Annotated in this window: 21 protein-coding genes; all 21 read left to right on the forward strand. The window is 29.6% G+C overall.

The window, feature by feature from the left end:
• Nucleotides 1-72: 72 nt before the first annotated feature.
• The 21 genes from O5Y44_RS00275 (at nucleotide 73) to sufU (ending at nucleotide 20980) form a co-directional block, all read left to right on the forward strand.
• A complete protein-coding gene (locus tag O5Y44_RS00275) occupies nucleotides 73-393 on the forward strand; it encodes a hypothetical protein (RefSeq protein WP_271987150.1) in 321 nt (106 codons plus the stop codon).
• A 68-nt stretch (nucleotides 394-461) separates the two neighbouring features.
• Nucleotides 462-950: a hypothetical protein gene (locus O5Y44_RS00280; protein WP_371465103.1), complete on the forward strand. Its 489-nt coding sequence runs from the start codon at nucleotides 462-464 to the stop codon at nucleotides 948-950.
• A 254-nt stretch (nucleotides 951-1204) separates the two neighbouring features.
• A complete protein-coding gene (locus O5Y44_RS00285; protein ID WP_371465104.1) occupies nucleotides 1205-2233 on the forward strand; it encodes a DUF4878 domain-containing protein in 1029 nt (342 codons plus the stop codon).
• A 162-nt stretch (nucleotides 2234-2395) separates the two neighbouring features.
• The gene (dnaX, locus tag O5Y44_RS00290; protein ID WP_371465105.1) at nucleotides 2396-4105 is read left to right on the forward strand and encodes a DNA polymerase III subunit gamma/tau; all 1710 of its coding nucleotides are present in this window, start codon (nucleotides 2396-2398) and stop codon (nucleotides 4103-4105) included.
• 116 nt (nucleotides 4106-4221) lie between these two features.
• Entirely contained in the window at nucleotides 4222-4539 is a 318-nt protein-coding gene (locus O5Y44_RS00295) for a YbaB/EbfC family nucleoid-associated protein (RefSeq protein ID WP_003146124.1), read from the forward strand.
• Between the two features lies 1 nt (nucleotide 4540).
• Nucleotides 4541-5137: a recombination mediator RecR gene (recR, locus tag O5Y44_RS00300; protein WP_003146123.1), complete on the forward strand. Its 597-nt coding sequence runs from the start codon at nucleotides 4541-4543 to the stop codon at nucleotides 5135-5137.
• A gap of 16 nt (nucleotides 5138-5153) precedes the next feature.
• On the forward strand, nucleotides 5154-7130 hold the full coding sequence (gene tkt, locus O5Y44_RS00305; RefSeq protein ID WP_371465106.1) for a transketolase: 1977 nt from the start codon (nucleotides 5154-5156) through the stop codon (nucleotides 7128-7130).
• Nucleotides 7120-7488 carry a S1 RNA-binding domain-containing protein gene (locus tag O5Y44_RS00310; protein ID WP_271966330.1) on the forward strand — a complete coding sequence of 123 codons (369 nt, stop codon included), beginning with the start codon at nucleotides 7120-7122 and terminating at the stop codon, nucleotides 7486-7488. Before tkt ends, O5Y44_RS00310 begins: the two co-directional genes overlap by 11 nt.
• Nucleotides 7489-7786: 298 nt before the next feature.
• Nucleotides 7787-10408, forward strand: coding sequence for an alanine--tRNA ligase (alaS, locus tag O5Y44_RS00315; protein ID WP_371465108.1), 2622 nt, complete (start codon nucleotides 7787-7789; stop codon nucleotides 10406-10408).
• A gap of 183 nt (nucleotides 10409-10591) precedes the next feature.
• A complete protein-coding gene (locus O5Y44_RS00320) occupies nucleotides 10592-10897 on the forward strand; it encodes an Asp23/Gls24 family envelope stress response protein (protein WP_271966328.1) in 306 nt (101 codons plus the stop codon).
• A 14-nt stretch (nucleotides 10898-10911) separates the two neighbouring features.
• Nucleotides 10912-11307, forward strand: coding sequence for a transcription antitermination factor NusB (gene nusB / locus O5Y44_RS00325; protein WP_316447337.1), 396 nt, complete (start codon nucleotides 10912-10914; stop codon nucleotides 11305-11307).
• Nucleotides 11308-11320: 13 nt separating this feature from the next.
• The gene (gene xseA / locus O5Y44_RS00330; RefSeq protein WP_316447338.1) at nucleotides 11321-12580 is read left to right on the forward strand and encodes an exodeoxyribonuclease VII large subunit; all 1260 of its coding nucleotides are present in this window, start codon (nucleotides 11321-11323) and stop codon (nucleotides 12578-12580) included.
• Nucleotides 12581-12781, forward strand: a complete 201-nt coding sequence (gene xseB / locus O5Y44_RS00335) for an exodeoxyribonuclease VII small subunit (protein ID WP_271987160.1) — start codon at nucleotides 12581-12583, stop codon at nucleotides 12779-12781.
• Entirely contained in the window at nucleotides 12774-13634 is an 861-nt protein-coding gene (locus O5Y44_RS00340) for a polyprenyl synthetase family protein (RefSeq protein WP_316447339.1), read from the forward strand. The genes xseB and O5Y44_RS00340 overlap by 8 nt, the downstream gene beginning before the upstream one ends.
• Nucleotides 13635-14212: 578 nt before the next feature.
• Nucleotides 14213-15358, forward strand: a complete 1146-nt coding sequence (locus O5Y44_RS00345; RefSeq protein WP_371465110.1) for a glycerate kinase — start codon at nucleotides 14213-14215, stop codon at nucleotides 15356-15358.
• A complete protein-coding gene (locus O5Y44_RS00350) occupies nucleotides 15351-16214 on the forward strand; it encodes a DMT family transporter (RefSeq protein ID WP_371465111.1) in 864 nt (287 codons plus the stop codon). Before O5Y44_RS00345 ends, O5Y44_RS00350 begins: the two co-directional genes overlap by 8 nt.
• An 11-nt stretch (nucleotides 16215-16225) precedes the next feature.
• Nucleotides 16226-17044, forward strand: a complete 819-nt coding sequence (locus tag O5Y44_RS00355) for a C39 family peptidase (RefSeq protein ID WP_371465112.1) — start codon at nucleotides 16226-16228, stop codon at nucleotides 17042-17044.
• A gap of 257 nt (nucleotides 17045-17301) precedes the next feature.
• Nucleotides 17302-18042, forward strand: a complete 741-nt coding sequence (sufC, locus tag O5Y44_RS00360) for a Fe-S cluster assembly ATPase SufC (protein WP_048801972.1) — start codon at nucleotides 17302-17304, stop codon at nucleotides 18040-18042.
• A gap of 1 nt (nucleotide 18043) precedes the next feature.
• A complete protein-coding gene (gene sufD, locus O5Y44_RS00365; protein ID WP_316447343.1) occupies nucleotides 18044-19330 on the forward strand; it encodes a Fe-S cluster assembly protein SufD in 1287 nt (428 codons plus the stop codon).
• A gap of 5 nt (nucleotides 19331-19335) precedes the next feature.
• A complete protein-coding gene (locus O5Y44_RS00370) occupies nucleotides 19336-20562 on the forward strand; it encodes an aminotransferase class V-fold PLP-dependent enzyme (protein WP_316447344.1) in 1227 nt (408 codons plus the stop codon).
• Nucleotides 20552-20980 (forward strand): Fe-S cluster assembly sulfur transfer protein SufU, encoded by a 429-nt coding sequence (gene sufU / locus O5Y44_RS00375; protein ID WP_371465114.1) that lies wholly within the window; start codon nucleotides 20552-20554, stop codon nucleotides 20978-20980. The genes O5Y44_RS00370 and sufU overlap by 11 nt, the downstream gene beginning before the upstream one ends.
• Nucleotides 20981-20994: the final 14 nt, after the last annotated feature.

Below are 20994 nucleotides of genomic sequence, written 5' to 3' on the forward strand. Positions count from 1 at the left end.
TTTGACCATCGTTGTTTTATTATTGTATAATTATAGTATATCTAAGTGAAGTACAAAAAGGGGGGCATAACTATGAAAACAAGTACAGCGATTCTGTTGATGTTACCATGTGAAATCCTAATTTTTTCTGCTATCCTTTTGCCTAGTGAATATATAAATTATGCAATAGCTTTTATAATGTTTTATATTGCAGGGGTATTATTTATTATAGCCAAGTATATTCTAAGAGGGGATAATGCTCATTTAATTAGTGGTATCAGCATAAGTTATGAAGAAGCGAAGTTATCAGAAAATATTGAAAAGTACACAAAGGATAGTAAAAGAACTGGAAGAATTTTGCAAATAACTGGTGTTTGTTGCTTAGTAGTTGGATTATATAATATTTTATTTTAATTTATATAGATAAAATTAAATATAGATTAATCAATGCTCTATAAAGTTTATATAAAGGATAAATAAATATGACTTATGGTTTAAATAGTAGTTTTAAGAGACAATTAAATAATAAATCAAAAAATAAAAGGTTATTAGCTGTAATCATATTAGTGTTGATAATTGTGTTTTCAATTGTTTTAACTGATAGGGAAGGTGGAGCTACACCTGAAGAACTCGTAAAAGGGTGGATGAAAGCTGTGAGAAAAAATGAATTTGAAAAAATGTTTGATTATATCTACTATGACAATAAAAAAGATAAAGATGAATCCGCTCAAGAATTCAAGAAAATATCCAAAGAAGAAAAATACAAGTTAGATATGTTAAAGTCCTTCGTTAATGATAATGAAATAGAAGAAGTTAAAATGATTGATTTGAATACGTTTATAGTTAGATTTAAGAAAATAAATAAAAAAGACAATTTGGATAAAAAATACTTAATAAATGATGGCAGAAGTTTTTTAACTGTAGAAAAGCATAATGGAAGATGGTTTTTAAAGAAAAATCAATTATGGTAGTAATTTATCTTAAAAAGAAGAAATATTCTGTTTAATAAAGAGATTATCTAGTCGGATAATCTTTTTAATTTTTTTAGTTGCATACGCTATTATTTAATTGTTTTATTGTTATTATTAGGTACTTTTTATATCATTGACAAAAGGAGTAAAGCTTTAGTATAATAAATTATTGAGAAGAATTGTATTTATTAATAAAATTTTAAAATATTCCATATTTTATCTTCCAAAAATTAATAAAAAAGGAGAAAGTTATTATGAATAATAGAGGACAAAATGTAAGTCCAAACGGAACACCTCAAAATAACCATCCAAATCAGGGCTATCCTCAACAAAATAGTCAACATCAAGGAAATGGTTATAATGGACAGAACCCACAAAATTTAAATAGAAATGTAAATAATCAGAATCCTTATCAAAATCAAAATCCACAAGCAAATAATGTGAATAATCCCCAATTTCAAGGATATCCAAATGGTCAAAATCAACCGCATAATAATGCAAATAATCAACAATACCGAGGATATAATAATGGACAAAACCCCCAAAATAATAATGTGAACAATGCACAATATAGAGGAAATGCTAATAGTCAAAATTTACAAAATAATAATGTGAATAATCAACAGTTTAGAGGACAAGGTTATAACGGTCAAAATCCTCAATTCAATAACATGAATAATCCACAATTTAGAGGACAAAGTTATAATGGACAAAATCCTCAATTTGGGAATATGAATAATGGACAGTTTAATAATCAAAATGGTTATAATAATCCTAATCAATTCAATCCACAATTCAGAACAAATAACCAAAACTTTAACCCAATGTATGGAAAAAGAAAAGTAGATAATAAAACTATTGGGATTATTGCTGCAATAGCTGCAGCTGTAGTAGTTATCGCTTTAATTATTTTTAGTGGAAGTGGAAAACCAGGTGCATCTACACCAAAAGGTGCGGTTGAAGGATGGATTAGTTCTGTTAAGTCAGGCGATTTAGAAAAAATGATAGATTATGTTCATTTTGAAAGTGTAGAATCTAGACAAAAAGCAATTTCTGAACTAAGAAACTTGAGTGAAGATGATAAACAGAAATTAACTATGGCAAAAGGACTTGTAGGTCTAGTTGAAGTTGGAGAAACAAAAATGATAGATGATAGAACAGCAAAAGTTTCTCTAAAAGTAAAAGGTGTGGATTTAGGCTCTCTTTTTGGTAGTAGTAGTGGTCAAACCATAAAAGTAATAAAAGTTAATGGAAGATGGTTCTTAACAGAAAATCCATTCTAATTTTTTGAAATTATAGGTGAAAAATAAAATATAATAGTTAAAAGGATATACTTAAAATGTAGATTTTTTATTAAATTTTACTTTTGAGTATATCTTTTTTTACTATAAGTAAATTTAAAATTATGTTATAATATATTAGTTAAAATAATTTAGGAGGTTTGTATGTTTCAAGCGTTATATAGGAAATATAGACCACAAACATTTACTGACATAGTAGGTCAAAATCACATTGTTTCTGTCTTGAAAAATGCGATTGATAAAGATCAAATTAGTCATGCCTATTTATTTTATGGATCTCGAGGTACAGGTAAAACTTCCATTGCAAAAATATTTGCAAATGAAGTTAATGGTAATGAAGAATATCAAAAAGAAAATGTAGATATTATTGAAATTGATGCTGCAAGTAATAATGGTGTAGATGAAGTACGTGATATAAAAGAAGCTATTAAATTCTTGCCTACAGAAGGTAAATATAAAGTTTATATCATTGATGAAGTGCATATGCTAACTACAGCAGCATTTAATGCATTATTGAAAACTCTAGAGGAACCACCTGCTCATGTGATATTCATATTAGCTACTACTGAAATTCATAAAATACCAGCGACTATCTTATCAAGATGTCAGAGGTTTGAGTTTAAAAATCTTTCACAAGAACAATTAATTGATAGACTAAAGTATATTTCAGAAAATGAAGGAATAGTAATTGAAGATGCAGCTATAGAGAAAATTGCAACTCTTGCTAAAGGTGGACTGAGGGATGCAATTAGTATACTAGATCAAGTATCTAACTATTCAGAAAAAATTACTTTAGATCACATTTTAGAAGTTACTTCTTCAATAAGTGAAGATGATATTCTTGAATTTTATAGAAGTCTTTTACAAGGAGATGTTACAAAATCTTTATTAACATATAATAATTTCGTTAGCCAGGCTAAGGATACTAAATTGTTACTTAATGATCTTATTAATGTAACACGAGATGTAGTTGTGTATAAAAATTTAAATAACACAACGTATACGGTATATAATATTGACAAAATAGCTGAAGAAGTTAATAATGTTGGATTTGACTATTTTTATAAAATTATAGAATATTTATCACAAACGGAGCAGTATATTAGATTTTCGACAGAATATATGAGTTATATGCAAATTTGCATTGTAAAAATATGCTCGAAAGAAGAAACTGTTAATCAGACTACAGTTCAAAATAGTGTTGATAATTCTGTATCAAATTCTAGACCAGTTGAATTAGAAAATAGAATTAGGATGCTTGAAGACAAATTAAATCAATTAAGTAATAATACAAATAGTCTATCTGAAAATTCAATTAGTAAATCATCGCAAGAATATATTAAAAATAACAGTGATAAAGAGGTAGATACTACTAGTTGGCAAGGTGCTCCAAAAGAAGAGATTAAAGAAGTGATTATAAAAGATAAGAATAAGATTATCGAACTTATGAAGACTTCAAGTGAGAATTTTACCAATTATGCAGCAAATGTTTTTAATAAGATAATTAATGAAAGCTTGAATTCAAATAATCCAGAAGTAGTAACTATGAGAGAATTATTTAGCTCTTGTCAATTAGTAGCTTCTTCTAAAGAAGGAGGATTATTAGTTTTTAGTGAAGTAGATAATATGGTAAAAATGGCTCCAAATTCTAAATATAAAAAATATTTGGAAAGTCTATTCAAGAGATTTATTGGAGTAGATTACTCGATTTATACAATTCAAGATCATCAGTATACTGTTCTTAAAGATGAACTTGCAAATCCGGTTGTAGAAAGCAATTTGATTGAAGAAGTTGAAGAAAAGACGATAACTAAAATTGATGAGTTATTTGGGGATATAATAATAGAAAACTAACATTTGAAAAGATACTTGAAAATAATTGAAATAACTTGAAAAAAATTCCAAATTATTGACAAGTAGTAAAAATTTAAATAGAATTATAATATAAATTGACATTAGGAGGAAATATTATGCGTGGAATGGGAAATATGCAACAAATGATGAGAAAAATGCAAAAAATGCAAAAGGACATGTTAGCAGCCCAAGAAGGATTAAAAGACCAAACTGTTGAAGGAACTGTATCAGGTGGTATGGTAACAGCAATAGCTAATGGTGATGGAAAAATATTAGATATTAAAATTAAAGAAGAAGTAGTTGATCCAGAAGATATTGAAATGCTTCAAGATATGATTTTAACTGCAGTAAATGATGCACTAGAAAAATCTACTCAATTAAAAGAGGAAACATTAGGTAAATTTACAAATGGATTAAACATCCCAGGACTATAAGATGCAATATCCTAAACCGATTTTAGATTTAATAGACAGTTATTCATTGTTACCTGGTATAGGAAAGAAAACTGCAGTAAGATTAGCATTTCATACTTTGAAAATGCATGATGATGATATAAAAAACTTTGCGGATAGTTTAGTACATTTAAAAGAAAAGCTAACTAATTGTGAAGTATGTGGACGTCTTAGTGAAGATCATGTGTGTGATATTTGCTCTGATGCAGGTAGAGACAAATCGATGATTTGTGTTGTTGCTAATGATAATGATTTAGTAGCAATGGAGAATATGCAACAATATAGAGGTGTATATCATGTACTTGATGGTTTAATTTCACCTATGGATGGAATAGGTCCACTTGATATTAATATAAAGTCTCTTTTTGAAAGAGCACAAGATGAAACAGTAAAAGAAATAATACTAGCAACTAACTCATCTCCAGAAGGTGAGGGGACAGCAAGTTTTATTTCAAGATATTTAAAAAATACAGATATAAGAGTTACCAGAATAGCTCAAGGTATTTCCTTTGGAAGTGATATTGAGTATGTTGATGAAGTTACTTTATCAAGGGCTATTTCAGGTAGAATAGAGCTATAATTTAGGAGGACAGTTTATGTCACAAAAATCAGTAAACGCGATAAAAGTATTGGGTGTTGATGCGATTAACAAAGCAAAATCAGGACACCCTGGTGTAGTAATGGGAGCAGCACCAATGGCTTACTCATTATTTACAAAACACCTTAGAGTAAATCCAAAGAAAACTGACTGGATTAATAGAGATAGATTCGTATTATCAGCAGGACATGGATCAATGTTACTATATTCATTATTACATCTTTCAGGATTTGAAGATGTATCTTTAGAAGAAGTTAAAAACTTCCGTCAATGGGGTTCTAAAACTCCTGGTCACCCAGAGTTTGGACACACTAAAGGTATTGATGCAACAACAGGTCCACTAGGACAAGGTATCTCTACAGCAGTAGGTATGGCTTTAGCAGAAAGATATTTAGCTGCTAAGTACAACAAAGAAGGTTATGACTTATTTGATCATTACACATATGTAATCTGTGGTGATGGAGATATCATGGAAGGTGTAGCTTCAGAAGCATCAAGCTTTGCAGCAGTACAAAAATTAAATAAACTTGTAGTATTATATGATTCAAATGATATCTGTCTAGATGGAGAAACTAAAGATGCATTCTCTGAAAATGTTCGTGCCAGATATGAAGCATACGGATGGAACACTATCCTTGTAGAAGACGGTGCAAATGTAGACACGGTTAGCGCAGCAATTGAACAAGCTAAAAAATCTGATAAACCTACGTTAATCGAAGTAAAAACAATTATCGGAGCTGGTTCACCTAATAGACAAGGAACAAATGGAGTTCATGGTGCACCATTAGGTGATGAAGAAACAGCATTATTCAGAAAAGAAATCGGTTGGGAAAATGAACCATTCGATATTCCTGCTGACGTATATGCTGACTTCAAAGTTAATGTTGCAGAACGTGGTGAAAACGAATATGCAAAATGGGAAAAATTATATGCAGATTATAAAGTAAAATTCCCTGAATTAGCAAAAGAGTTAGAAGAAGCACTTACTCGTGAAGATATTAAACACTTATCAAAAGAAAGCTTCAGCTTCAAAAATGTAGGAGAAGCTCAAGCAACTCGTAATTCATCTCAAGATGCAATCAATAGTGTTGCAGCTGTATTACCAACATTCTTCGGAGGATCAGCTGACCTTTCACACTCTAATATGACATTCATTAAAGGTGATGGATTACAAGATGATGAACACAGAACAGAACGTAATGTACAATTTGGTGTTCGTGAATTTGCTATGGCTACTGTACTTAATGGGTTAACATTACACGGGGGTGTACGCGTATTCGGTGGTACATTCTTCGTATTTTCTGACTACCTAAAAGCGGCATTAAGATTATCAGCATTACAAAACTTACCTGTAACTTACGTATTTACACATGATAGTATTGCAGTAGGTGAGGATGGTCCAACACACGAACCAATTGAACATTTAGCATCATTAAGAACTATTCCAAATACATATGTGTTTAGACCTGCTGATGCGACAGAAGCACAAGCTGCTTGGTATCTATCACAAAAAACAAATAATAAACCAACATCAATTGTATTAACACGTCAAAACTTACCAATTTTAGAAAATTCTTCATTTGAAAAAGTTGCTAAAGGTGCTTATGTTGTTTATGAAACAGCAGAAGAATTCGATACTATTTTAATCGCTACGGGATCTGAAGTTGCATTAGCAATTGATGTAGCACGTGAATTAGAAAAAGATGGTTCAAAAGTACGTGTTGTAAGTATGCCTTCAGTTGAATTATTTGAAGAACAATCAAAAGAATATAAAGAAGAATTATTACCTTTAAATGTACGTCGTCGTGTATCATTAGAAATGGGTAATAGTGCTCTTTGGTACAAATATGTTGGTTTAGATGGATTAGCTATTGGAATTGATAAATTTGGAGCTTCTGCACCTGCGAATAAAGTAATCGAAGAATATGGATTTACAGTTGAAGCAGTTGTAGAGAAAATTAAAAATGAGCTATAGAGAAATTCGCCCAGGCGATATTATAAAGGTAAAAGTAACAGCAGTTAAACCATATGGTGCTTTTATTGAAACAAGAGATAAGATGGTAGGTTTAATACACATTTCTGAAATTACAAATTGTTTTATATTCGATATAAGTAGTTATATAAAACAAGATGAAATTTTAGAAGTAAAAGTTCTATCTATCAAGGATAATAAAATTAATGCAACATTAAATTTTAAACAAAAAAAAGACAATGATAAAAAAGAAATTAATAGCCTTGATACTTTGAATTTTGTGTACGGATTTGACACACTTAAACAAAATATGAAGCTGTGGCAAAAAAAAGCAATACTTGAAATGAGAAATTCTAAATAATTTCTATTGACAAATGTAATTTAACTGTTTATAATAAACTTAAATATTAAATGAAGTTTAGGAATTAAAAGTTAGTAATATTATTTAAAAGAGAGAATCTAGTGGTGAAAAGGATTCATAATATAACTTTTATGCTACCTATGTAGTGCTTCATCGGCATTCATGCCGTTATAAAAACTAATGAGGAGTGCAAAGTACTCGAATTAGGGTGGTAACACGATTATAGTCGTCCCTTGTGTAATTAAATTTACACAAGGGACTTTTTTATTTTATTTGTTAGCTTGAAAGGAGAATATAAATGAAACAACTAACATCAACACAAATTAGAAGAATGTATTTAGATTTCTTCGTAGAAAAAGGACACAAAATTGAACCAAGTGCATCTTTAGTGCCAGTTGATGATCCTACATTATTATGGATTAACTCAGGGGTTGCAACACTAAAAAAATACTTTGATGGTAGAGAAATACCTGAGAATCCAAGAATTACTAACTCACAAAAATCAATTAGAACTAATGATATTGAAAATGTAGGTAAAACTGCGCGTCACCATACATTCTTCGAGATGTTAGGTAACTTCTCAATTGGTGACTACTTCAAAAATGAAGCAGTACCTTGGGCGTGGGAATTCTTAACTTCTGAAAAATGGTTAGGATTAGAAAAAGAAAAATTATCAGTAACAATTCACCCTGAAGATACAGAAGCATATGATTTATGGCACAATGTTATTGGGCTTCCTGAAGAAAGAATTATTCGTATTGAAGGTAACTTCTGGGATATCGGTGAAGGGCCTTCTGGACCAAATACTGAGATTTTCTATGACCGTGGAGAAGATGCTGATACATGGTCACCAAAAGAGGAAATGTACCCAGGTGGAGAAAATGATAGATATCTAGAGATTTGGAACGTAGTATTTAGTCAATATAACCACAATGCTGATGGTACCTATACTGAACTTCCTGCGAAAAACATAGATACAGGGATGGGATTAGAGAGAATTGTATCTGTATTACAAGATGTTCCAACAAACTTTGATACAGACCTATTTATTCCAATCATTAGAGAAATTGAAAAACTTTCTGGTGCTAAATATGGTGTAAATGCTGACCAAGATGTGGCTTTCAAAGTTATCGCTGACCACATTAGAACTGTAGTATTCGCTATCGCAGATGGAGCATTGCCATCAAATGAAGGACGCGGATACATACTTAGAAGACTTTTACGTCGTGCAGTTAGATATGCAAAAGTTTTAGGTTTAAATAACTCATTTATGTACAAATTAACAGATGTTGTTGCAGAAATTATGGAAGACTACTATCCAAATGTTAAAGAGAGTGCAAACTTTGTTAAAGATGTAATTCTTAAAGAAGAAGATAGATTCCACGAAACATTAAACGAAGGTGAAGCAATCTTAAATAATATTGCTAAAGAAGTTAAAGATACAACGAAAGTAATTTCTGGTAAAGATGCATTCAAACTTTATGATACTTTTGGATTCCCAATTGAATTAACTGAAGAATATGCAGAAGAATTAGGATTAACAGTTGATATTGACGGGTTTAATGAAGAGATGGAAAAACAAAAAGAACGTGCTCGTTCATCTCGTCAAGAAGATTCTTCAATGCAAGTACAATCTGACCTATACAACAGAATAGTAGGAGACAGTGAGTTTACTGGATATACTAAACTTACAGATGAAGGTAAACTATTAGCTATAGTTGATAAAGAAGATAACTTATTAGAAAACTATAAAGGTGAAGAGAACGTAAAAGTAGTATTCGATAAAACTCCATTCTATGCAGAAAGTGGTGGTCAAATAGCTGATAGAGGTTTAGTATTAGCAGAAGGATTCAAAGCAGAAGTAATAGATGTTAAGAAACTTCCAGATAAACGCCACATTCACTTAGTAAAAGTACTAGAAGGGGAATTAGTAGTTGGTAAAGAATATAAACTAGAAGTAGATAGAGCTTATAGATTAAATATTGAGAAAAACCATACTGCAACTCACTTATTAAACGAAGCGCTTCGTCATGAAGTTGGTTCTCATATTAAACAAGCAGGATCATTAGTAACTGATGAAAAACTAAGATTTGATATTACTCACTTCGCTCCACTAACTAAAGAAGAAATTGAAAAAGTTGAGAAAGAAGTTAACAAGCAAATTTGGAATGCATTAGAAATTAAAACTGAAGAAATGCCAATAGCCGAAGCAAGAAAACTTGGAGCACAAGCACTATTCGGTGAAAAATACGGAGATGTAGTTCGTGTAGTTTCTATCGGAGATTATTCTATTGAATTATGTGGTGGTACTCACAATGCTAACAGTGCTGAAGTAGGAATCTTCAAAATTGTTTCTGAATCAGGTGTAGCTGCAGGTGTACGTAGAATTGAAGCTTTAACAGGAAAAGCAGCATACGAGTATTTAAGAGAACAAGAAGAAACACTTCGTTCTGTTGAAAAATTAACAAAAGCTAATGCTTCTAATGTAGTAGAAAAAGTTTCTGGATTACAATCAGAAATTAAGAAACTAGCTAAAGAAAAAGAAAGCTTACAACAAAAAATCGCTAATGCTGAATTAAACAACTTAGTAAATAATATTAAAGAAGTAAATGGTGTAAATGTACTGACAAGCGTAGTTGAATCAGAAAACATGAATCACTTAAAACAACTTGTTGATAATGCTAAGTCTAAATTAGAAAATTATGTTATCGCATTTGCTTCAGTAAATGAAGATAAAGTAAACTTTGTAGTAGCTGTAGATAAAGCTATCACTGATAAATACAATGCAGGAAAATTAGTAAATATTCTTGCTACAGTATGTGATGGACGTGGTGGTGGACGTCCAGATATGGCTCAAGCAGGAGCAAAAAACAAAGATAATATCGATAAAGCATTCGAAGAATTATTAGCTAGTATCTAATATATTTTCTGAATGATAATAGGGAAGAGATTGCCCAAAAAATAGTTTTAAGGATTAACTATTTTAAGGTAATCTCTCCCTTTTTTCCTGAAAATATGGTATAATTAATAGGATTATTATGGACAAATAATAATTTAATATTGGATTGTACTAGTATTAAATATAATTTCGGAGGAAATGAAAATGGAAACTAAAAAATTAGGAAAAGTAGAAATCAACCCGAATGCATTAGAAGTTATTGCAAACATTGCAGCAACTGAAGTAGAAGGTGTTTCAAAATTATTAGGAAAAAAAGTTTACTCTCGTGGAGTAGAATTAGAATTTGCTGGAAGTGAATTAGTTATCGATGTATATTGTAATTTAAAATCAGGATTCTCTGTAGCTAAAACAGCAAGAAAAATTCAAGAAAATGTAAGAAATTCAATATTTAATATGACAGAGATTAATACTAAAACTGTAAATGTTAATATAATTGGAATTGATTTTTAATTTAGGAGATATAAATGAAGAGCAGACATGAACTTAGAGAAGCGGTTTTTAAAATTTTATTCCAGGTAGAAAATACTGAACTAGATTTTATTGAACTGTTAGACTTAGAACAAGAAGAAATTTCTACAAGTATTTATGTAAATAAGACATTAACTGAGATTATTGAAAAGAAAGATGAAATTGATGAGGTAATTTCTAATAATTTAAAAGACTGGAAATTAGAACGTTTATCAAAAATGGATAGACAAATATTACGTATTGCAGCTTATGAGATTCTTTATAGTGATATTCCTTACAAGGTTTCTATCAATGAAGCAGTTGAACTTTCAAAAAAATATAGTGAAAAAGATGAAAGTTATAAATTTATCAATGGAGTACTAAAAGGAATTGTAGAAAACTCGACAAAATAAGAGGTAAAGTTAGATGGAAGAAAGAACATATCTAACCGTTACAGCATTAAATAAATATATTGAGAGAAAGTTTTTATTAGATCCTTACTTAGGTGAAATATATATAAAAGGTGAAATTTCTAATTTTAAACTTCACAATAACAATAATATATATTTTTCAATAAAAGATGAAAATACTAGAATAAATGCAGTTTGGTTCGGAGCAAAATCGAAGGATTTTAAAGATGGTGATACAGTTTTAATTAAGTCAAAGATTAATTATTACTTCCCTCGTGGAGAGCACAACCTTCTAGTTACCGATATGAAAAAAGATAGAATCGGTGAATTATATCAAAAGTTTTTAGAACTAAAGGAGAAATTAGAGAAAGAAGGACTTTTTCTACCTCAGTATAAAAAACAAATACCAAGTTTTGCACAAAAAATAGCTGTTGTTACAGCAAAAACTGGAGCAGCTGTTCAAGATATTACTAGAACAATTCAACGTCGTTTTCCAATAGCAAAGATAAATATTTATTCTACTTTAGTACAAGGTGATAATTCTGTTCAAGATATAGTTAAAAATATTAAACTAGCTGATGATGGTTCTAATGATGTAATTATACTAGGTCGTGGTGGTGGATCTATAGAAGACCTTTGGAGTTTTAATACTGAAGAAGTAATTAGAGCGATTTTCAACTGTAAAACACCAATAGTAACAGGAATAGGACATGAGACTGATACGACGCTTGCAGATTTTGTATCTGATAGAAGAGCTTCTACACCAACTGCAGCTGCGGAATTAGTAACACCAAATATTGAGGATATAAAAAATAGAATATCATTTAATTATGATAAACTAAATAATACTATAAATTATATTCTCCAAAATTATAAGAATAGAATAAGTAATAGTGAAAATAATCCATACTATAAAAACTATTCAAAAATATTTACTGAGTATAGAAGAACTGTTGAGTTGTTAGAAAGAGAACTTAGTAAATCCTTGCAAATTCTTGTTAAGGATAAGAAAAATGGTTTATCAATTTCAACGGATAAATTTTTAAATTTTGATTTTTTAGCTAAATTCAAAGAAAACTTCACAAATGAGATTAATCGATTAGAAGCTAATTCTCCGCTAAATATTATGAAAAAAGGTTATTCTGTTGCTTTTTTAAACAATGAAAAGATAACATCTGTTACAAATGTAAATGTAGGGGATGATATAACTGTTCAATTAGCTGATGGAAGTCTTGATTGTAAAGTTAATAATATATCCGATAAAGGAGTTAAGTAAATGGGTAAAGAAAATTTTGAAACAAGTCTAATGAATCTTGAGAAAATTGTTGCAGAATTAGAATCTGGAAAATTATCTCTAGAAGATTCATTAGAGCGATATAAACAAGGAATCGATTTGATTAAAAACTGCAATGATTTAATAAGTAATGCAGAGAAAGAAGTAGCTAAATTAACTAAGGATTTCAAAGAAGATGAATAATTTTAAGAACTTCATAGAAGAAAATAAGGATCAATTAAATAGTTTTGCTAAAGAATATATTGAAAAATTAGAAATGCCTGATATTTTAAAAGAATCTATTACTTATTCATTAGTGAATGATGGTAAGAAGATTAGGCCATTATCATTTTTATATTTATTAAAATACTATGAAGTAGATTATACAAAGTATTTTGATATTGCACTTGCTATTGAATTAGTGCATACATATTCATTAGTTCATGATGACTTACCAGAGATGGATAATGATAATTATCGTTGGGGTAAATTAACAAATCATAAGGTATTTGGTCAAGATCTCGCTGTCCTAACTGGTGATGCTATGCTTACTTTGGCTTTTGAAGTACTTAGTGATTCGAGTGTTGAACCTAGTTTGAAAGTAAAATTAATTAAACAGTTTGCTAATTATTCAGGTGCTATGGGTATGATTGCAGGTCAAGTGTATGATGTAAAACAAAAAAATTACAATGTCGATGCTGACTATTTAAGAAAAATGCATAGTTTGAAAACAGGACGTTTAATAGAATTACCGATGGATTTCGCTTGTTTAGTTGCAAACAGAGTTGTAGATTATGAGAACGTTAAAGAATTTGGTAGACAGTTAGGTATAGCTTACCAAATTAAAGATGATATACTTGATTATTATGGTGATTTTGATAAAATTGGGAAATTGCCAAGTGATGAGGATATGATTACATATCTTAGCTTCTATGGTATTGAAGAATGTGAAGAATTACTTCAAAAACATACAGATAATGCCATTAATATAGCAAAACAACTAAATAATAGTTTATTAATAGATTTTGCAGATTATTTATTAAAACGAGATAAATAGTTTAAAATAGTAACTTAAATATAAATATTAATATACAATTTTAATTGTGTTTTGCATAATAAACTAATTAAATCTTTTATAAAGGTTAGAGTTGTCTTTATAAAAGATTTTTTAATATAATTTATAATCTTAATTAAATAATATATTGAAAACCACGAAAGTTTAGGGGTAAACTTCGTGGTTTTTTACAGTTATTATATTAGTCTAAATTTAGGGGATTAGAAACTCGTAGAACTAATATATTTAAAATGTTTACTGTAGCTTACTGGCACAAACATGAGGATTACTTATAATTGTAAAACTAAAAGTAGTTTGCTTCTACAGTTGACAAATTAACACTGTATATTTTTTGATATAATCAAAAAAGTGAGTTCTATTTTTAACCCTAAATATAAAGTAAAAATACTTTACATAATTATTATACTAAAAATAAAAGCAAATTTAAAGTATTTGTGTAAATTTTATCAATGAAAATGTTTTTATTTTTTATTTTCATTATTTGAACTTTAATTTAAAGCGATTTAATGATAAAATTAACTAAATAAATATAACAGATTTACAAGGGGAGTTGATATTTTATGAAATTTTTAGTAGCAGTTAATGAATTTAAGGGTTCATTATCTTCATATGAAATAGGAGAAATAATTTTAAATAAAATAAATAAATCTATTTATAATCATGAAGTGACTATGGAGGTAGTAGCTGATGGTGGTGATGGTTTTTTAGGTTTATTTAAAAATTTTGAAAGAAAACAATTTAGAACTTTAAATGCAGCTCTTGAAGAACACACGGTGAACTATTTATTAAATTATATTACTAAGGAAGCTGTAATTGAAGTTGCTGAGGTTATAGGTTTAAAACAACTCTCTGAAGATCAAAAAGATCCGTATAAGACATCTACTGTTGGGCTAGGTAAATTGATTTCTCATTTATTAGATGAGAATATTGAAAGTTTTATTATTGGTTTAGGTGGTAGTGCAACTAATGATTGTGGTATTGGGATGCTTAGTGAATTAGGTATTAAGTTTACGAGTGTAAGTGGTGAAATTTGTAGTCATGGAATATCTGATTTAAGCAAGATAGAGAATATAAATTTAGATAATAAGATTCAGAAACTTTCTAAGGCTAAATTTACAATTATTAGTGATGTTAATAGTCCTTTGTATGGTAAAGATGGCGCTACATATATTTATTCAAAACAAAAAGGATTAAAGGAAGATGATTTTTCTATTGTTGATACTTATGTTGAAAAGTTTTCAGAAAAAGTCTCAGTTGTTGTAGGAAAAGACTATTCATCTTTTCCTGGTAGTGGAGCTGCAGGGGGATTAGGATATGCATTTTTATCTTTCCTAGATTCTACTATACAATCTGGCTCAAGTTTCATGATTAATTATTTAGATTTAGAGAAAATAATTCAAGGTATAGATATAGTAATTACTGGAGAAGGAAAACTAGATAAGCAAAGTTATATGGGAAAAGCACCAATAGAAATAGCTAGAATAGCGAAGAAATCTAATAAAAAAGTTATTTTCTTAGCAGGTAGTATTCTTGATGAAGAACTGAAGGATTTAAGTAGTGAAGATAAAGGATTAGTAGATGCTTCATTTTCAATTCAAAGAGAATTTCTATCGTTAGAAAAGGCTATGAATAAGAGTGTAACTAAAGATAACATTGAACAAACAATTAAACAAATATTAAGTATATTGGAGTTTAAGAATGGATAAAAAAAATAACATTTTAATGGGAATATTTTGCATAATAGTAGCAGGATTTGGTTTCTCTCTTATGTCTCTATTTATAAAATTGGCTGGGGATCTTCCATCTATGCAAAAAGGTTTTTTCAGAAATATTATTGCAGTTGGAATCTCATCAATTCCCTTAATAAAGCATTGGAAGGTTATCAATCTGCCAAAAGATAATATTGAATGGAGTGTGTTAATTTCACGTAGTGTTTTTGGAACAATAGGATTGGTTTTTAATTTTTATGCAATAACTCATATAAGTCTAGCAGATTCAACTATAATACAAAAGTTATCACCGTTTGTAATTTTAATATTGTCGTTTATTTTCTTTAAAGAAAAAATGACAGTATTTCAGTTAATATCTATAATTATTGCTTTTATAGGTGTAGGATTTATCGTAAGACCTACAGGTGATGGTTTTATTAGTATGGGGGCGTTGGCTGCCCTTCTAGGAGCTTTTTGTTCTGGTGTAGCTTACACTTGTGTTAGATATCTAGGAACACATAATGTTTCAGGTGAATTTATAATTTTTTTCTTCTCAACTTTATCTACCTTTATGTTGTTGCCATATCTTATTTTTGATTATAGAGATATGACGATATATCAATTCTCAATGTTGTTATTAGCTGGAGCATCAGCAACAATAGGACAGTATGGTGTAACTTTTGCATATAAATATGCAGCGGCGAAAAATATATCTGTTTTTGATTATTCGCAGGTGCTATTTTCTGGAATTTTAGGTTTTATATTTTTCAACGAGTTACCAGACTTGCAAAGTTTGATAGGATATATTATAGTTATTTCTGTAGGAATAATTTTAGTGAAAAAAAGTAAATAAGGAGGTATTAAATGAAAAGAAAAAACACTAGAATACTAGTTCTTGCTGTTTTGTTAGTTTGTACTATATTGTTATATGAAAAAGTAGCAAATGCTCGTGACGGAATTCAAGGTGTTGCTCAACCTTCACCATTTATAACAAGTCCTAATGGTGTTGAGGCTAATCTTCTTCAAAATGCTAATGGAAGTTTAATAGGTCAATTAATCTATTTACAAAGAGAACATTTGCCAGAAGCAGAACAAAAATTATTAGCAAATAATAAAGATGCTACTCAATACGTTCTTGGTTATTTAGCAGGTCAACAAGCTACACCTTTTGAACAGGGTCAAACAGTAGATATAGATAGAAAGTACCCTTATTACATACAATGGGATAAACGATGGGCATATGATAAACTGGGTGGAACTAATATCGCTATTGGGGGATGTGGTCCAACTTGTGTAGCTATGGCTTTAGGAGGAATATTAGATGATAAATCAATAACTCCAAAGAGTATTGCTGAAAAAGAAGACGCAAATGGCTACTTTACTGATGCAGGGACAAAATGGAGCTTTTTCGATTATATAGCTAAAGAATATGGAGTTAAGTCAACAGGTGTTCCATTAAGCAAAGAAGCTATTAATGCAAGTTTAGATAAAGGAAATCCTATTATTGCTTCTGTGTATCCTGGAAAATTCACAACAGTCGGTCATATAATATTAATCACAGCAAAAGATGAGGATGGTAATTATATTATTAATGATCCGAATAGTTATACTAGAACTCTAAAAAAATGGTCATATGATGAATTAAAAACAGAGATCGTAGCTATGTGGGAATTTTCAAAATAGAAAAAAATTTTTAAGAACCTTCAATATTAAATATTGGAGGTTTTTTTATTGTATTTATTTTTTAAAAATAGTTTGATTATAATATGTGTTTTAATCGCTATTAATTGGCTATAGTTCTTTCTGTTCAACAAATTTAGCAAACTGATAATTTGATAATAATTATGAAAACCTTTATAATAAATATTATGAAAATAAAGATTATGGGTATTATTATACTTACTTATTAATCGTAAAATATAAAAGATGGAGGAAATAAAATGTCAGTTCTTGATATAAAAAATCTAGAAGTATCAATTAATGAAAAACAAATATTAAAAGGACTTAATTTAGAGATAAAATCTGGTGAAATTCATGCGGTAATGGGACCGAATGGAGCTGGTAAATCTACATTGGCTTCTGCAATTATGGGTCACCCAAAATATGAAGTTGATGGTGGAAGCATCTTATTAGATGGAGAAGAAGTATTAGAGATGGAAGTTGATGAAAGAGCTAGAGCTGGACTATTTTTAGCTATGCAATATCCATCAGAAGTACCAGGAGTACCAACTTCAGAGTTCATTAAATCAGCAATTAATGCTCAACGTGAAGATAGTATTCCTCTAATGCAATACATAAAAAAATTAGATAAAACAATGGAATTTCTGGACATGGATTTAAAAATGTCTCAACGTTATGTAAACGATGGATTCTCAGGTGGAGAAAAGAAACGTAATGAAATTTTACAAATGATGATGTTAGAACCAAAATTTGCTATTCTTGACGAGATTGACTCAGGTTTAGATATTGATGCATTAAAAGTAGTATCAAAAGGTGTTAACAAAATGCGTGGAGAAAACTTTGGTTGCTTAATAATCACTCACTATCAAAGATTATTAGATTACATTGAACCGGATTTCGTTCACGTTCTTATGGATGGAAAAATCGTAAAATCAGGTGGACCTGAATTAGCACTTCGTTTAGAAAAAGAAGGTTATGACTGGTTAAAAGAAGAGGTTTAATATGGAAAATAATAAATTAAAACTTAGTATTAAAACTTTACAAAGTATCTTTTCTAATACGAATGAACCAGAATGGTTTTTAAATACTAGAAAATTAGCTTTATATAAAAGTTATACACTACCTTTTCCAAAATTAGAGTCTATGGAATTAGAAAGATGGAACTTATTTAATGTTGATTTTTCAACTCTAAGATTAGAAAATGAAGGAAATATAGATATAACTAAATATGGAATTAATAATGATGACTTTGCTGTAGTGCAAAAAAATAATACTATTGTTCACATTAATATTCCTGAAAAATATGCAGATAAAGTAGTAATTAAAGATATTTTTTCTGCTATGAATGATGATCATATTAAAGACAGCTTTATGAGTGTTGTTGACTATGCTGAAAGTAAAGTAACAGCTGTTCATTATACATTATTAAATGCTGGATTATTTATTGATGTTAAAGATAGTGTGGTAATAGAAGAACCACTTCAATATATTGTTATCTCAGATAGAGAACAAAGTTTATTTAACCATGTTACTATACAAGTTGGTAAAAACGCCAAATTTAACTTCATTGAAAACTATGTAAATAATCAAAAAGAAGACAAAGCACCATTTAGCTTAGTATCTGAAGTTGTAGCTCATGAAGGGGCAAAAATTAACTACAGCTCTATTACAAACCAACCAGGACAAAAACGAGGAACTATTTTACGTCGTGGATTGACATACAGAGATTCATTAATTAACTGGAATGTTGCAGCGATGGATGAAGCGGATGTATATCACGATAATACAACGAATATTCTTGGTGATGGTTCTGAAGCTAACCTTAAGATTGTTACTTTAGGAGTTAAAGAACAAAAAACTTACTTCAATAGTGAAGTAGTTAACCAAGGATTAAGTAGTAAAGGTGATATTCTTCAACACGGTGTATTACTAGATAGATCTCATATTGTATTTAACGGTGTAGGATTTATCGTTAAAGGAGCAACGGGTTCTAATGCTTATCAAAGTTCAAGAATGCTGACACTTTCATCTGAAGCAAAAGCTGATGCAAACCCAATGTTATTAATCGATGAAAATGATGTTATGGCAGGGCACGGTGCTTCTCTAGGACGTATTGATGAAGAGCAATTATACTACTTACAAAGTAGAGGATTAACTAGAAAAGAATCAAGTAGATTACTAGTTCATGGATTCTTATCTCCAGTAATATCAGAATTAACTGTAGATAAAATCAAGGAGCTTGTAACGATTCTTATTGATGAGAAAATTAACAATAATGAGAGTGAGTAATAATGATAGATTTAAGTAAATATAGAGAAGATTTTCCTATATTAAAAAGAAAGATATCAGGAAATGATTTGATGTTTTTTGATAACGGAGCTACTACTCAAAAACCGAATCAAGTAATCGATGCTATATCAGACTATTACAGAAATTATAATTCTAATATTCATAGATCTGTTTACACATTAGGTGATGAATCTGAAAAAATTTATGAAGGTTCAAAGGAGCTTGTAAAAGAATTTATTAATGCTAGTAGTTATGAAGAAGTAATTTATACTAGTGGAACTACTGAGAGCTTAAATTTCGCAGCAAGAATATTAGAACAGGATGTAAGTGAAGGAGATGAAATTATCCTTACTTATATGGAACATCACGCTAATATTATTCCATGGCAACAACTAGCCAAACGTAAAAATCTAGTTTTAAAATATTTAGAACTAGATGAAGAAGGAAGAATCAGTATTGAACAATTGAAAGAGTTTATCACAGAAAAAACTAAAATTGTATCAATGTGCCATGCTTCTAATGTGCTAGGCAATATAAATCCGGTTTATGAAATTGGGGAATTATTAAAAGATAAAGATATTTATTTTGTAGTAGATGCAGCGCAATCTGTTCCTCATTTAAAGATTGATGTTCAAAAAATGAACTGTGACTTTTTAGCTTTTAGTGCACATAAGATGTGTGGACCTACTGGTATTGGAGTACTGTATGGTAAAAAAAATCTACTAGAAAAATTTGACCCGGTAGAATTTGGTGGTGGAATGATAGGTATTGTTGAAGATACTTCAGCAACTTGGGCTATACTTCCTGATAAGTTTGAAGCGGGAACACCACTTTTAGCCGAAGCGGCTGGGCTAGCAGCAACTATTAAGTATTTAAATAGTATCGGATTAGAAAATATTGAAAAGTATACTAAAGAACTTACTAAATATTTATATACTGAACTTTCTAAAATTGATAATATAGAAATTTATGGTGTAAAAAATATTGAAGATAGAGTTTCACTAGTATCTTTTAACTTAGTAGGTGTTCACCCTCATGACTTAACAAGTTTCTTAGATGAAAAAGGAATTTGTATAAGAGCAGGGCATCAATGTACTCAACCATTATTAGGGAAATTAGGAACATATTCGGTAGCGAGAGCGAGTCTATATCTATATAACACAAAAGAAGAAATAGATTTCTTTATTCAAACTTTAAAAGAAACGAAGGAGTTTTTTGAAAATGAGTTTTAGTGATTTAAAAAGTTTATATAAACAAGTAATCTTAGATCATAGTAAGCATCCCAGAAATAATGGTGTAATCGAAAATAGCTATAAATTAGAAATGTTAAACCCTTCATGTGGTGATAAAATAACAGTTAGTGTGAAATTAGTAGATGATATTATCGAAGATATAAAATTCGTAGGGACTGGGTGTTCGATTTCTCTAGCTTCAGCTTCGATGTTAACTGAGGAATTAAAAGGTTTATCAGTAGAAAAAGCTAATACCAAGATTAAAGACTTTTTAAATATGATTATGGGAAATGAATTTAATGAAGAAAATTTAGAAGATAGTATTTCATTACAAAATATTTCTCAACTTCCAGCTAGGGTTAAATGTGCTACGTTAGCATGGAAAATTACAGAAAAAATATTAGAAGAAAATAAATAGAAGAAGGAGTGATT

Source organism: Gemella sp. 27098_8_155 (assembly GCF_041433725.1).
Lineage (GTDB): Bacteria > Bacillota > Bacilli > Staphylococcales > Gemellaceae > Gemella > Gemella haemolysans_D.